This window comes from Microbacterium horticulturae (assembly GCF_029094505.1).
GTDB classification, from domain to species: Bacteria; Actinomycetota; Actinomycetes; order Actinomycetales; family Microbacteriaceae; genus Microbacterium; species Microbacterium horticulturae.
This window is the reverse complement of the sequence record NZ_CP119108.1, coordinates 596,535-609,609: the sequence shown is the minus strand read 5'-3', so window position 1 is coordinate 609,609 and position 13,075 is coordinate 596,535. Positions and strand designations below refer to the sequence as shown.

The window sequence follows — 13,075 nt, the reverse complement described above, 5'->3', positions numbered from 1 at the left end:
CCCGCCAGGCTATAGAAGAGGCGTGCGGGGGCGGGACCCCCTTGACAGCGACTCAATCGACGGTCTCGGTCTGCTCCCGCACAAACTGCCGGTCGTCATCGCTCAGACAGGCCCCCGCAGCGGGCGCCGTTCCGGTGATCGCGGCGATGTCGCGGGCCACGAGCGGGCTCAACGGCGCCTCGGGGTCTTCCAGCACGGCGTTGCGTGCGGGAATGGACAGGTGCGGCCACCACGTGTGGATGGGCGGCAGTTCATCACTGGGCATCGTCTGATCCTTTCGACGTCCCGTCGCTGTCATCGCCGGTGTCGTCCCCGTCGTCGGCGTCGTCGGCTCCGGCATCGTGCGCGTGTCCGTCGTCGTGCGCGTCGTGGTCTGCGTCGTGGTCGACCGTGTCGCGGAACGGCTCGGGCGTCTGTTCGGTGTCTGACACGTCCTTGTCGTCTTTCGACGAATCCGTCGGTGACATCGGGGGTCTCCTTTCCTTCATCCTGCTCCGTCGACGCGATGGCTCAGTTTGTCCACGAGCGCCGTGGTCGAGTGTCCGGGGAAGTAGCCGAGCGTGCGGACCTCGCCGCCGTAGGCGTCGACGACGGGGGTCTCATCGAGCATCTCGGGCGTGTAGTCCCCGCCCTTCACGTACAGATGCGGCCGCAGCAGCGAGAGCAAGCGCATCGGGGTGTCCTCCGAGAAGACGACGACGTAGTCGACGCACCCGAGCGCGGCCAGCACCCGCGCCCGGTCCTCGACGGCGTTGATGGGCCGCTCGGGACCTTTGAGGCGCCGCACCGAGTCGTCGTCGTTCACGCCGACGACGAGCACATCGCCCAGCGCGCGGGCCTGCTCGAGGTAGGCGGTGTGCCCGGGGTGCAGGATGTCGAAGCAGCCGTTGGTGAACACGATCGTCTTGCCGAGGCTGCGCTCCTCGTCGAGCCGCTCCCGCAGCGACACATCATCGACCACGCCGTGCTGCGGTGAGCGCGCATGCGGGAGCAGATCACCCAGTCGACAGACCGCCGTCCCCGTCCGGGCGATGACCACGTCCGCCGCGTGCTGGGCGAAGTCGGCGGCCTCGGCCAGCCGTGTGCCGACGGCGCCGGCGACGGCGAGCGCCGCGGCAAAGGTGTCGCCGGCGCCGGTCGCCTGCGACTCGGGGGCCGGATGTGCGACGGTCCGATGCGGAGCGCCGCCGTCGTGCGGCAGGCTCACGGCACCGTCGTGGTCGAGGGTGACGACGGCGCTGGAGGCGCCGGCGGCATGCAGGATGTGCCCGGCCAGCTTTCCGACGGCCGCGGCTCTGTCGGGCCCGGGCAGCTCGTCGCCGAGCAGTCGCTCGACCTCTTCGGCGCTGGGCGTCACGATGTCGGGCTGCACGGCCCGCCAACGGCCGAGATCGTGGGCGTCCACGATGATGCGACAACGGGGACGGGATGCCGCAAGCGCGGCGATGAACTCGTCGGAGAGCATCTCGCGGCTGTAGTCGCAGACGATGAGCGTGTCGTCACGTCGCAGGGCGCCGAGCGTGCGTACCCATCGCCGCACGACCGCATCCGAGGGACGCGGCACGCCGGCGGTGTCGAGCCGTGCCAGGATCTGGTCGTTGCCGATGACGCGCGTCTTGCTGATCGTCGTCGCCCCGGGCGCAGACACCAGTCCCGTCACATCGACCCCACCGGCTCGCAGCACGTCACGCAGGCGCTTCCCGTCCGCGTCGTCGCCGACCACTCCCAGCAGCCGCACCTGCGCCCCGAGCGCGGCCGCGTTCAGTGCGGTGTTCGCGGCGCCGCCGGCGGTCGACTGCACCTTCCGCATCTCGATCACGGGCACCGGGGCCTCGCGGCTGACGCGATGCACGTCGCCGGAGGTCCAGCGGTCGAGGATGCACGTCCCGAGCACCGTCACGCGCGGCTTCGCATCACGTATGCGGCGGGCCGCGGCATCCACTTCTTCCGTCATATTCATCCGGTACCCATTCCGGCCGCCACTCACACTCGGTTTATCGAAAGCGGATTGCGGGAAACAGAATCGGGAGGCGAGAGGAGTGCCATGGCGGAGCCGTTCGACGAGGTGCGCACGATCGCGGTGCTCCGCGGCGGCGGCCTGGGCGATCTCGTGTTCACCCTGCCCGCCCTCGACGCGCTGCGGCGCACGTATCCGGCAGCGCGGATCGTCCTGTTCGGCACACCCGCGCATCGCGCCCTTCTCGCCGACCGGCCGGGCCCGGTCGACCGGGTCGAGGTGCTTCCCGCCGCGACCGGCGTGTACGAACCGCCCCACGGCGCCGTGGCCCGCTCCGCGGCGGACTTCGAGGCGGCCGCGCGCGCTCTCGACATCGATCTGGCCTGTCAGTTGCACGGCGGCGGACGGTACTCCAATCCGTTCCTGCTCGCGCTGCGCCCGCGCCACAGCGTCGGTACCGCAACACCCGATGCCGCCCCGCTCGAACGCACGCTCTCCTACGTCTACTACCAGCACGAGGTAGCGCGGTGGCTGGAGGTCGCGGGGCTCGCCGGCGCCCCGACCGACATCAGCGAGCCGCGACTCGAGCCGACGGCGCAGGAGCGCGAGCTCGGCGCCGGAGCCTGGACCGACGGCGACCGGCCGCTCGTCGTGCTGCACCCGGGCGCGAGCGACCCGCGGCGCCGCTGGCCGATCGATCGGTTCGCCGACATCGCGCGGCGGGCGGCGGCGGATGGAATGGCGGTCATCGCCGTCGGCGACGGCGAGGATGTCGCGCTGGCAGACGCCGTGGCCGCGAGGGCCGGCCACGACCGGGTGGTCTCGGCCGGCGGGCGCCTTTCGCTGCCCGAGCTGATGGCGATGCTCGGCGCCGCATCCGTCTTCGTCGGCAACGACAGCGGCCCGCGCCACCTCGCACAGGCGGTGGGCACCCCCACGGTCGGCCTCTTCTGGGTCGGCAATGTTATCAACGGCGCGCCGCTGAGCCGCGGTCGCCACCGGGTCGAGATGTCGTGGGTCACCGCCTGCCCGATCTGCGGCCGTGACGTCACGCAGGTGGGGTGGACGGCCGCGCGCTGTGCGCACGACCCCTCGTTGCTCACCGGCATCACGGCCGACAGCGTGTACGACGATCTGCGCGCCGTCTGCCACTCACGGCCATGAGGGCTCGTCTTCGGGGCACATGACCAGCTCACGCACTTCGACCCCGACGGGCTGGAGAAGAGCGAACAGGATGCCGTCGGCAACCCGAGCTGGATCGATGAGGTGCGCGTCGGCACCGGGACGGTACTGCTCGTCGCGTCCGTCGAAGAAGTGCGTGTCCATGCCCGCCGGATAGACGGTCGTCACACCGAGCTGGCCTCGGGTCTCCTGCGCGAGAGCCCTCGCGAACCCGACCACGCCGAACTTCGAGGCGCAGTATGCCGTCGCATCGGGCAGCGTGCGCAGGGCCAGCGACGATGCCACCAGCACCGCGCGCCCGTGCGCGTCGCGCAGGGCGGGAAGAGCGGCGCGAACGACGGCCGCGGTGCCGAAGAGGTTCACGGCGACGATGTGCTCCCACGCTTCCCGCTCGACATCGGCGAAGGCTCCGGGCCGGTCGATCCCGGCGGCGGTGACAACGGCGTCGAGCCCGCCGTCCTCGTGCGCGATGCGGGTGACCAGCTCGTGCACGGCACCGGTGTCGGAGACGTCGATGCGGTGGGCCTCGCCCCCGTCGACGCCGGCGACATCCTTGTCGAGGACGATCGGCTGGCCCCCGTCCCTCGCCACTGCGGCGGCCACCGCCGCGCCCAGGCCGGAGGCTCCCCCGGTGACCAGCACTCTTCCGATCCGACGCTTCTCGTTCATCTCGCTCCTCTCGTTCAGCCCACGAGGCGCAGCCGCTGCGCCTCGGTCGTGTGCGCGGGGTACCAGGGCACGGTCACGGTGCAGCCGCCCCACTCGGCGAGCACCTCGCTCTCGGGAATGGGCGTGTGGCTGTCGGCCTTCACCCAGACGTCCGGCTTGAGCCGCCGGATGGCGTTCTCCGGCGTCGCCTCGTCGAACAGGACGACGGCATCGACGCACTCCAGCGCCAACAGAAGCTCGCGGCGATCCTCTTCGCTCGGGCTCAACGGCGTCCGGTCGTCGAGGGCCTGCATCGACCGATCGCTGTTCAGGCACACGACGAGGCAGTCGCCGAGCCGGCGCGCAGCAGCGAGGGTGCGGGCGTGCCCGGCGTGGAAGGCGTCGAAGAAGCCGCTCGTGGCGACCACGGTGCCGCCCGCGGCCCGGGTCGCCGCGACGACCTGCTCCGCGGTGTCGGCCCGGTGGTCGCCCGCGGGGTCGGACCGTTCGAGCGCGGCCACGCCGCCTGACGAGACGAAGGCGCTCGCTGCGTGCACGCCCGACTCGAGCGCCGCCGCGACGCTCAGCCCTTCTCCGAGCGCGATCGCCGCCGCGGCGGCGAGGCAGTCCCCCGCGCCGCAGGCGTCGGCCGTGGCGCTGCCCCGCATCGGAACCACGAACGGATGCTGCCGGCCACCCTCGCTCAGGACCGCGCCCCGCTCACCCAGCGTGACGGCGACCGCGGGCACGCGCCACGCGCGTCGCAGCTCATCCGCCGCGCGCCCGGCCCGGTCGGGATCCGTCCCGGCGCGATGTCCGAACGCGGCGGCCTCGGCGACGTTCGGTGTGACCAGTGTCGCCGAGTGCACCGGGCTCGGACCCCGGGGGTGCGGGTCCCACACGAGCGGTAGGCGCTGCGTCTCGAGAAGCCGGCGCAGGCGCGGGTCCTCGGTCACGCCGCGCCCGTAGTCGGCCACCACGATGGCATCGGCGTCGACGATCGACCCGAGCGCCGGCAGCGGAAACGCCGCCACCGGCGCGAACGCGTCGCCCTCGTCGATGCGCACGACGGTGCGGTCGCCGACGCGCAGGCGCGTCTTGACCGGTGTGGGCCCCCGCAGCGCTGTGGCCGCGAGGGTGATGCGCCCGGCACCGCCCCGGGTCGACGGTGCGTCGAGTGCCCCAAGCAGGCGCCGCGATGGATCGTCGTCGGCGACCGCGGTCACCAGGGTCACATCGACGCCGCGCCGCGCCAGGAGCGTCGCCACCAGTCCTGCGCCGCCGGCGCGGGCATGCGACCGTTCCACCGCGACCACGGGAACCGGCCCGTCGGGGGCGAGACGATCCGCCGTCCCGACGAGGTCGACATCCAGCAGCGTGTCTCCGATGACCGTGATCTTCATGGGTGCTCTCCTTGCCGTACGCAGTCGTCGAAGACGCGGCACAGCATGTGCACGGCCACCAGCTGCGCTTCCTGAACGGCCGCTCCCGTGCCGGCGAGCGCGAGTGTGCTGTGGCACAGCCGCGTGAGCGGATTCGGCGCCGAGCCGGTCATCGCCCAGACGAGGGCCCCGGCCGCTGTGCCCGCCCGGGCGGCCGCGACCAGGTCGGGGCTTCGCCCGCTCGTCGAGAGCAGGAGCAGGATGTCGTCTGTCCGGGCGTGCGCGCGCACCTGCCGGGCGAAGACCTCTTCGTACCCGTAGTCGTTGCCGATGGCGGTGAGGCTCGATGTGTCGGCGTGCAGCGCTATCGCTGAGAACGGCGCGCGCTCCCCGTCGAAGCGGCCGACGAGCTCGGCGGTCAGATGCTGCGCTTCGGCGGCCGATCCGCCGTTGCCGGCCACCAGCAGCCTGCTTCCGGCCTGCAGCCGCTCGGCCAGTTCGCTCCCCCACGCGACCAGCAGGGGGATCTGCGCACGCAGACCCGAGAGCACGCCGGCGTGATCGTCGATGTGCTGCGAGAGCAGGTACGGCGCATCCGCGGGCGCCGCGATGAGTGCGGCGCCGCCCGTGCTCGTCTTCATCGCGCCACCGCCGTTCCGGTGTGCAAAGAGTGCAGCGGGATCGGCCTCTCGGCATAGGCCTGGCGGTAGATGCGCTCGGTGTCGGCGGCCACGCGCGACCACGTGTACAGCCGTTCCACCCGCGCGCGGCCGTTTCTGCCCATCGTGCGGGCCCAGCCGGGCTCGGCGCGCAGCGCGAGGATGGCGTCGGCGAGGGCCTCGGCATCGCGCGAGGTGACCCGCAGTCCGGTCACCTCGTGCACCACCGTGTCGAGCAGACCGCCGACCGCGCTCGCTATCACCGGCGTGCCGGTGCTCATCGCCTCGAGGGGCACGATGCCGAACGGCTCGTACCAGGGCGTGCACGCGACGACGTCGGCGGCGCGCAGCAGAGCGGGCAGGTCGTCGTGCGGCACCTGGCCGCGGAAGCGCACGCTCTCCCCCACCCCGCGACGCGCAACGTGCTCTTGCAGGCGGCGCACGTCGGGATCGGCATCCATCTCCCCCTCCGGCAGCGATCCACCGACGATCTCGAGCTCGACGTCGTCGATGCCGCGTTCGCGCAGCACGGCCATGGCATCGATGACCGACTCCACGCCCTTGCGCGGCACGAGCCTGCCCAGCGCCATCACCCGAAACCGGTCGCCGTGCGACGCGCTCGGCCCGTCAGGGCAGAACAGGTCGGTGTCGACCCCGCACGGCGTGAACGAGATCCTCGATGTCTGCACGCCGATCTGGTGTAGCTCGAACGCCTCGTCCGAGCAGGTGGCGATGACCCGGTCGACGTTGCGCCCGACGAAGGGCTCGAGCTCACGACGCTCGGCCGGGCTCGTGTCGTCGGCGCCCTGATGGCGCCGTTTCACATGCCCCAGCGCATGGAAGCTCTGCACCACCGGCGGCCGTGCCGCGCCCAGCGCGTCGACGGCCCGCAACGCGGCCAGGCCCGACATCCAGAAGTGCGCATGCACGACGTGCGGCGGATCAGCCTCCCACGCGACCGCGAGGTCGTCGCCGAAGTCGTCCATCCACGGCAGCAGCTCGTCCTTGGGCACGCGGTGCGGCGGACCCGCATCGATGTGCACGACCTCGACACCGCGCCCCATGGGCACCCGCCGCGGCAGTTCGGCGTCGTCGCGCCGCGTGTACACCGTGATCGTGTGCCCGCGCGCCGCCAGAGCCGTGGCCAGTGCGGCGACGTGCACGTTCTGGCCGCCGGCATCCACTCCTCCGATCGCGGCGAGCGGGCTCGCGTGTTCCGAAACCATGGCGATCCTCATCTGCGGACTCCTTCCGTGGGTTCCTGCGCCCGCGGTGCGCGGGTGCGTGACGTGAACGAATCGACGGCGTCGACGAGGGTCTCGTCCCAGCGGTCGAGAAAGCGCTCCAGGCCGTAGTGCTCGAGCGCGTGCGCACGCGCTTTCGCGCCCGCGGCGGCGGCCAGGTCGGGGTCGGCGAGATACGCGCGCGCACCGCGGGTCAGCTCGGCGAGCTCGGTCGAGACGATCCCCGCACCCGGCGGCAGCGCGCGGATCATCTCGGTCGCCGCGACCGCGACGATCGGCATCCCGATCATCATGGCCTCGAGAAGCGAGAGCCCCAGCGACGTCCATCGGTACGGATGCACGTACACGCGATGCCGGGCGAGCCGCTCGTGCAGAGTGTGCTGATCCAGATTGCCGGCATCGTGGATGCCGCACCCGACGCCCGACACGGCATCGCCGGCGTCGATCCCGAAGACGTCGACCGGCGCCTCTTCCGCGAACGCGGCGAGCATGTCCGACCCGGTCACCCGACGACGGCGCCCCGGCTCGTTGATGACCACGCCGATGCGTTCGAGGTCGCCGAGATAGGTGGCCTCCGGCTGCGGGATGCCGTGCTCGACGACCGTGGTGCGGGCGCCGTCGCAATCCCAGAACATCTCGTTGAAGTGCGTCACGTGCACGATCGGGATGTCGCGCTGGCCGCCCAGCGGGTGGGGCGAGGATTCGGGGCGCGGGCGGGGCGCGTTGTGCTCCAGGAACACCGCGGGCACGTCGATGCCGGGGCGCCGCCCGGTCAGGGTGCGGACCAGGTCGATCTCTTCGAGACGCTGCAGCACCACGACGTCGATCTGCTCGTCGTGCAGAGCCGCGGCGTCTACCAGCCGGGCACCCGGCCAGTCGCGGAGGGCGGCGCCGGGCTCGTGCCCGTTCTCGACCGGGACGAGGTAGTCGTGCCCTCCGCGCAGAAAGCTGTTGGCATATCCGCCGTGCACGTGCCAGAAGAGAACTCTCACGCCGGCACCCCCTCGATCACCGGGGCGAGGTGTTCACAGGCGTCGGCGACCACCTCCGCCGAGACGGACGTCAGACACGGATGCCCCGGCACGGGGCACTCGCGCGCTCGGCTGTTTCTGCACGGCGCGGTGGGATCGCCGAGCAGCACATGGGGCACGCGGTAGGGCGCCCACTTGGTCGCGGAGACGACCGGGGCGAACAGCGACACGACGGGCGTGCCGACGGCGGCGGCGAGGTGCGCCGGCCCGGTGTTGCCGCAGACGACCACGCGCGCGGCGGCGATGAGCGCCGCGAGGGCGGGCACGTCCAGCCGGCCGCCGAGGTCGACGGCGAGATCTTGGGCCACGTCGCGGGTGAGCTCGCTCTCGGCCGCGGTCCCGGTGACGACCACCTGCCGGCCGCGTGCGTGCAGCAGTCGCACGAGCTGCCGGAACCGTTCTGCCGGCCAGCGCCGCGCGGGCGCGCTCGCCCCCGGGTGGACGACGACGCATCCGCGCAGGTGCTCGGGTATGTCGTCGAGCGGGCGCAGGTGCAGGGCGCCGTCGTCTCCCTCAGGCAGTGCGAAGCCGCCGGCTGCGGCGATAGCGAGCGCGCGTTCAGGCTCGGGGATTTCTTCGGGAAGCGTCTCACCGGGGCGCAGCCGCACGTCGAGCAGGCTGCCGGGGTAGTCCACCGAGGCGCCCGTGATGCGAGTGACCCCAGCCAGGCGCAGGACGAGAGCCGTCGGCAGCGGTGACTGATGGAACGAGGTGAGGATGACGGCCTCGTCGATGCCGGCTGCCCCGACCGTTCGCACGAGCTCATCGATGTCATCGCGATCGATTGCCTGTGGATCCGCAACGATCCACGGGCACTCCCACGTCAGCACGCGGTCCACCCCGGGCAGCAGTCGCGCCGCCGGTGCGCCCTGCGTGCTGCACAGCATCCACACCTCGTCCGCCCCCGCTGCGACGGCGCGCACGGCCGGACCTGCCAGCAGCACGTCGCCGAGGCTGTCGAGTCGTACGACCAGAACGCGCCTCATCGCGTCGCCTCCGCGGGGCCGAGCACGAGGTCGAGCGCCTGAAGCAGGTCGGGCGCGCACAGGCGGGCCCGCTCGACCTCGTCGCGCAGCGTGACCTCGTTGGGCACGAGGATGCCGCGACCGCCCGCCGCCTCGGCGGCGGCGACGTCGGCCTCGGTGTCGCCGATCACGATGACCTGGGCGGGATCGACCCCGAGGATCTCGCAGGCGATCAGCACGAGGCCGGGCGCGGGCTTGCGGCAGTCGCAGTGGTCTTCGGGCGCGTGCGGGCAGTACAGGCACACGTCGAAGGGGCCGAGTTGGTCTTCGAGCCGGCGGTTGACCGCGTTCACCTGCCGGTGGGTGAGCAGGCCGCGGCCGATGCCCGACTGATTCGTCACGAGGCCCACGGGGATGCCGGCCTGGCGTAACCGGCGGACGGCTGCGCCAGCGGCCGGCACGAGCGAGACGCGGTCGGGGTCGCCGTTGTAGGGGACGTCGTCGATGAGGGTGCCGTCGCGGTCGAACAAGACGGCGGCCACGCCGGTGTGCGGCACATCGCCCTCCCCCGCGCGGCCCTCGCTCAAACCCGTCTGGACATCGCGCCCTCCGGCGGGCAGTGTGTCGGCATGACCCCGATGCTGCTGGTCCTGCGGGCGCTCGGGCTCGGCGACCTTCTGGTCGCCGTCCCGGCGCTCCGTGGCCTGCGCCGCGCCTACCCGGGCCATCGGCTGGTTCTGGCGACCTCGCGCTGGCTGACGCCGGTCGCCGATCTGATCGGCGGCATCGACGAGCTGCTCCCGGTTCCAGGGTTGGATGCCGCGCTGCCGTTCGCGGCCGGTGAGGTCGACATCGCCGTGAACATGCACGGCTCGGGCGCACGCAGCCGACAGCTCATCGACGCGCTCGAAGCCCGACGGACCATGGTCCACCGCGTTCCGACGGTCGACGGAGCGGGCGGCGACCGGCTGCCTGCCTGGCGCGACGACCTCAACGAGCGCGAGCGCTGGACGCGCCTGGTCGGCGCGTTCGGCGTGGCGGCCGACCCGCTCGATGTGCAACTCACCGTGCCGGCGACGGCTCCGGCGGTCGAGGGGGCGACGGTCGTGCATGTCGGCGCCGCGTACGGCGCGCGCCGATGGCCCCAGGAGCGCTTCGCCGTCGTCGCGCGCGCGCTCGCCGACGCGGGCCATGACGTCATCTTCACCGGTTCGGATGCCGAGCGCGAACGTGCTGCTCGGGTCGCCGGTGCCGCGAGCCTCGGTACCGAGCGCGTGCTCGCCGGGCGCACAGCTCTGCCCGCGCTGGCCGCTCTCATCGCGGGGGCTCGGCTCGTCGTCTCGGCCGATACCGGCGCGGCGCACCTCGCCTCGGCGTACCGGCGTCCGTCCGTGGTGATCTTCGGTCCGGCGTCGCCGGGCGAGTGGGGTCCCCCGCCGGGGCCGCATGTGGTCCTCACCGACGAGCGCCTGCGCCGGGGCGATGTCTTCGCCCCCGACCCCGATCCCGCCTTGCTCGCGGTCAGTCCTCAGGATGTCCTTGCTGCTGTTGCCCGGCTGCATGTCTAGGCTCCGATCGCCAGGTGCAGCTGACCGAGCGTGCGGCGCAGGATGCGCGACACGTGCATCTGCGAGATGCCGAGGCGGTCGGCGATGGCCTGCTGCGGCAGCTCTTCGAAGAAGCGCAGATACACGATCGTGCGTTCGCGCGGCGCCAGCGTCCGCAGCGCCGCCCAGACCGTCACACGTCGGTCGGCCTCTGCCTCGTGCGAGCTCTCGTCTGCGATGAGTTCGCTCAGCGGCGTCGACGAGTCGCCGACCTGCACATCGAGCGACAGCGGGCGCAGACAGCCGTCGCACGCGCCGGCCGCGGTGACCTCGTCCGGAGTCGCCCCGAGCTCGAGGGCGAGGTCGTCGCGCGTGGGCGTGCGGCGCAGCTGCTGGGTCAGCTCGGGCACCGCCGAGGCGATGCGGCGGTTGAGTTCTTGACGGGCGCGCGGCGGGCGGACCATCCACCCGTGGTCGCGCAGATGCCGCTTGACCTCGCCGGCGATCGTCGGCAGTGCGTAGGCGACGAATCCACCCCGGCTGGGGCGATATCGCCGCGCCGCCTTGATCAGGCCGATGTACGCGACCTGCACGAGGTCTTCGTCACGCGTCGGGTCGTGCTGGAAATACCGGGCTGCCACAGCACGCGCCAACTCGAGGTGCGCGGTGACCAGTCGTTGCGTGACATCGTCGTCCATCGTGCGTCCTCTCGTCCAGCCTCGTTCGTCATTTGACGGCACCCGATCCACCCGTGGGGAGGGGCTTGAAGAAGTAGGAGAAGCGAGCTATGACGCGCGGGGCCGAGAGGGCCGCGCGCGTCGCGCGGGAAAATGGGGCCTAGCGCGTCTCGCGGCGAAGCGGAACCCCCTGCAGAATTCGACGGTGCATTCGTACAGTCGCCGCATGGATGAAAACCTGACTGCCCTTCTCGTGAACTGCACGCTCAAGCCCTCGCCGAGCGAGTCCAGCACCGAGGTGCTGGGCCGGCAGGTGCTGGCGGCGCTGGCCGAGCACAATGTGACCGGCGACGGCATGCGCATCGTCGATCGGCACATCGCGCCAGGCGTGGAGACCGACATGGGCGACGGAGACGAATGGCCCCAGGTGCGAGCCAAGGTGCTCGCCGCCGACATCCTCGTCTTCGCCACCCCGACGTGGATGGGCCAGCAATCGAGTGTGGCGCAGCGCGTGCTGGAGCGCCTGGATGCCGAGCTGAGCGAGACGGACGACCAGGGGCGCCCGATCCTGTTCGACAAGGTCGCCATCCCGGTGGTGGTCGGCAACGAGGACGGTGCGCATCACATCACGGGCATCCTCACGCAGTCGCTGGGCGATGTGGGCTTCACCATCCCCGCGCAGTCGTCGGTCTATTGGAACGGCGAGGCGATGCAGGCGGTCGACTACAAAGACCTCGACTCCACGCCCGACGCCGTCGCCTCGGCCACGGCCACCGCTGCGCGCAACGCCGCGCATCTCGCCCGGCTCCTGCGCGCGGACGCCTACCCCGCCGAGTGACGTCGGTCAGCCGTCGAGCACGGCGTCCGGCGCGTCGAGCGAACGCTCCGGCAGAGTCGTCGGCGCCTCAAGATGGACGGCTCCGCTGGGAAGGATGCCGGCACCGCCGCGCCGGCGCATGACGGCCCACTGCGCGACGACGTCTTCGCCCACGTGATCGGCGGGAAGCGTGGTCCAGAACGAGAACGCGCCCGCGGCGGCGAGTGCCGCGCGCCGGTACAGCACGCACCCGCCGATCCAGGCGACGCGGTACGGGAGCCACCCCTTCTCCGGCAGCGCTACCTGCGCGGCGATGTGCGTGAGATTGGCGGCGTTGTGCAGCATCCACCTCTCGTGCCCCGCCGCGGATCGGCTCATCTTCTCGGGCGTCACCGGGCCCGCCCACGGCTCGAAGGTGTGCCACTCGTCCGGCCGGCGATCGTCCAGATGCGAGAGCCCCTGCACGGCCATGCCGACGAATCCGCAGTCGAGCTCGTCGAGGGCGGACTGCATCACCGTCAGCGCACCGGGTTCGAGCCACACGTCGTCATCGAGGTAGAGGCATGCCGGCGCGGCCGTGTACTCGAACAGATACTGCCGCTGCTCGGCCATCCCGCGATGCGGCAGGTGCCGCACGATGTCGACCGGCCGGCCCTGCGCCCGCAGCACGCGTACCATCGCCTCGACGGCCGGCACCTGCTCCACCGGCGCCTGCGACTGATCGCTGATCACCACGCGGAAGGCCGGGTCATCCTGCGCGGCGAGGCCGGCGAGCGTGACCGCCAACTCGGCGGGTCGATCGGCGGTGGGGATCAACACGTCGACAGCGGGCCGGTGGGTGAGCGGCCGCGTCCAGTCTGCGGCGGAGGCACGGGAAACCATCGAGGCCAGGCTCGGTCGCCGCTGCTCGCGCGGGGAGGGCCTTGACAGCGGCGGCGGGCTGGCGCATCCTCTCCGTGCCGGCGG

15 protein-coding genes are annotated in these 13,075 nt (G+C 72.0%); 3 read left to right on the top strand and 12 right to left on the bottom strand.

Annotated features, from left to right (window positions below; translation table 11 throughout):
* Positions 1 to 52: 52 nt before the first annotated feature.
* From PU630_RS02730 to rfaE2, 3 genes are read right to left on the bottom strand one after another with little or no spacing between them, the layout of a single operon-like run.
* Positions 53 to 265, bottom strand: coding sequence for a hypothetical protein (locus PU630_RS02730; RefSeq protein WP_275278824.1), 213 nt, complete (start codon positions 263 to 265; stop codon positions 53 to 55).
* A complete protein-coding gene (locus PU630_RS02725) occupies positions 255 to 467 on the bottom strand; it encodes a hypothetical protein (RefSeq protein WP_275278823.1) in 213 nt (70 codons plus the stop codon). The genes PU630_RS02730 and PU630_RS02725 overlap by 11 nt, the downstream gene beginning before the upstream one ends.
* Positions 468 to 484: 17 nt before the next feature.
* A complete protein-coding gene (gene rfaE2 / locus PU630_RS02720) occupies positions 485 to 1,954 on the bottom strand; it encodes a D-glycero-beta-D-manno-heptose 1-phosphate adenylyltransferase (RefSeq protein ID WP_275278822.1) in 1,470 nt (489 codons plus the stop codon).
* A 90-nt stretch (positions 1,955 to 2,044) separates the two neighbouring features.
* Between rfaE2 and PU630_RS02715 the strand changes: the two genes are divergently transcribed.
* Positions 2,045 to 3,121 carry a glycosyltransferase family 9 protein gene (locus PU630_RS02715; protein ID WP_275278821.1) on the top strand — a complete coding sequence of 359 codons (1,077 nt, stop codon included), beginning with the start codon at positions 2,045 to 2,047 and terminating at the stop codon, positions 3,119 to 3,121.
* Here PU630_RS02715 and PU630_RS02710 read toward each other — a convergent pair.
* From PU630_RS02710 to PU630_RS02680, 7 genes are read right to left on the bottom strand one after another with little or no spacing between them, the layout of a single operon-like run.
* Positions 3,110 to 3,808 (bottom strand): SDR family oxidoreductase, encoded by a 699-nt coding sequence (locus tag PU630_RS02710; RefSeq protein WP_275278820.1) that lies wholly within the window; start codon positions 3,806 to 3,808, stop codon positions 3,110 to 3,112. The genes PU630_RS02715 and PU630_RS02710 overlap by 12 nt on opposite strands.
* Positions 3,809 to 3,822: 14 nt before the next feature.
* Positions 3,823 to 5,190, bottom strand: coding sequence for a PfkB family carbohydrate kinase (locus PU630_RS02705; RefSeq protein WP_275278819.1), 1,368 nt, complete (start codon positions 5,188 to 5,190; stop codon positions 3,823 to 3,825).
* Entirely contained in the window at positions 5,187 to 5,810 is a 624-nt protein-coding gene (locus PU630_RS02700; protein ID WP_275278818.1) for a D-sedoheptulose-7-phosphate isomerase, read from the bottom strand. The genes PU630_RS02705 and PU630_RS02700 overlap by 4 nt, the downstream gene beginning before the upstream one ends.
* Positions 5,807 to 7,066 carry a glycosyltransferase gene (locus PU630_RS02695; protein ID WP_275278817.1) on the bottom strand — a complete coding sequence of 420 codons (1,260 nt, stop codon included), beginning with the start codon at positions 7,064 to 7,066 and terminating at the stop codon, positions 5,807 to 5,809. The genes PU630_RS02700 and PU630_RS02695 overlap by 4 nt, the downstream gene beginning before the upstream one ends.
* Positions 7,063 to 8,064 carry a glycosyltransferase family protein gene (locus tag PU630_RS02690; protein ID WP_275278816.1) on the bottom strand — a complete coding sequence of 334 codons (1,002 nt, stop codon included), beginning with the start codon at positions 8,062 to 8,064 and terminating at the stop codon, positions 7,063 to 7,065. The genes PU630_RS02695 and PU630_RS02690 overlap by 4 nt, the downstream gene beginning before the upstream one ends.
* Complete coding sequence (locus PU630_RS02685) at positions 8,061 to 9,089, bottom strand: glycosyltransferase family 9 protein (protein WP_275278815.1); 1,029 nt, start codon at positions 9,087 to 9,089, stop codon at positions 8,061 to 8,063. Before PU630_RS02685 ends, PU630_RS02690 begins: the two co-directional genes overlap by 4 nt.
* The gene (locus PU630_RS02680; RefSeq protein ID WP_275278814.1) at positions 9,086 to 9,655 is read right to left on the bottom strand and encodes a D-glycero-alpha-D-manno-heptose-1,7-bisphosphate 7-phosphatase; all 570 of its coding nucleotides are present in this window, start codon (positions 9,653 to 9,655) and stop codon (positions 9,086 to 9,088) included. The genes PU630_RS02685 and PU630_RS02680 overlap by 4 nt, the downstream gene beginning before the upstream one ends.
* A 42-nt stretch (positions 9,656 to 9,697) precedes the next feature.
* On the opposite strand from PU630_RS02680, the gene PU630_RS02675 reads away from it, so the two are divergent.
* On the top strand, positions 9,698 to 10,636 hold the full coding sequence (locus PU630_RS02675) for a glycosyltransferase family 9 protein (protein WP_275278813.1): 939 nt from the start codon (positions 9,698 to 9,700) through the stop codon (positions 10,634 to 10,636).
* Here PU630_RS02675 and PU630_RS02670 read toward each other — a convergent pair.
* Positions 10,633 to 11,313 carry a sigma-70 family RNA polymerase sigma factor gene (locus tag PU630_RS02670; RefSeq protein ID WP_275278812.1) on the bottom strand — a complete coding sequence of 227 codons (681 nt, stop codon included), beginning with the start codon at positions 11,311 to 11,313 and terminating at the stop codon, positions 10,633 to 10,635. The two genes, PU630_RS02675 and PU630_RS02670, sit on opposite strands and share 4 nt — an antisense overlap.
* 205 nt (positions 11,314 to 11,518) lie before the next feature.
* On the opposite strand from PU630_RS02670, the gene PU630_RS02665 reads away from it, so the two are divergent.
* Entirely contained in the window at positions 11,519 to 12,130 is a 612-nt protein-coding gene (locus PU630_RS02665; RefSeq protein WP_275278811.1) for a flavodoxin family protein, read from the top strand.
* A gap of 6 nt (positions 12,131 to 12,136) precedes the next feature.
* On the opposite strand, the gene PU630_RS02660 is transcribed toward PU630_RS02665, so the two are convergent.
* On the bottom strand, positions 12,137 to 12,991 hold the full coding sequence (locus tag PU630_RS02660; protein ID WP_275278810.1) for a glycosyltransferase family 2 protein: 855 nt from the start codon (positions 12,989 to 12,991) through the stop codon (positions 12,137 to 12,139).
* Positions 12,992 to 13,075: the final 84 nt, after the last annotated feature.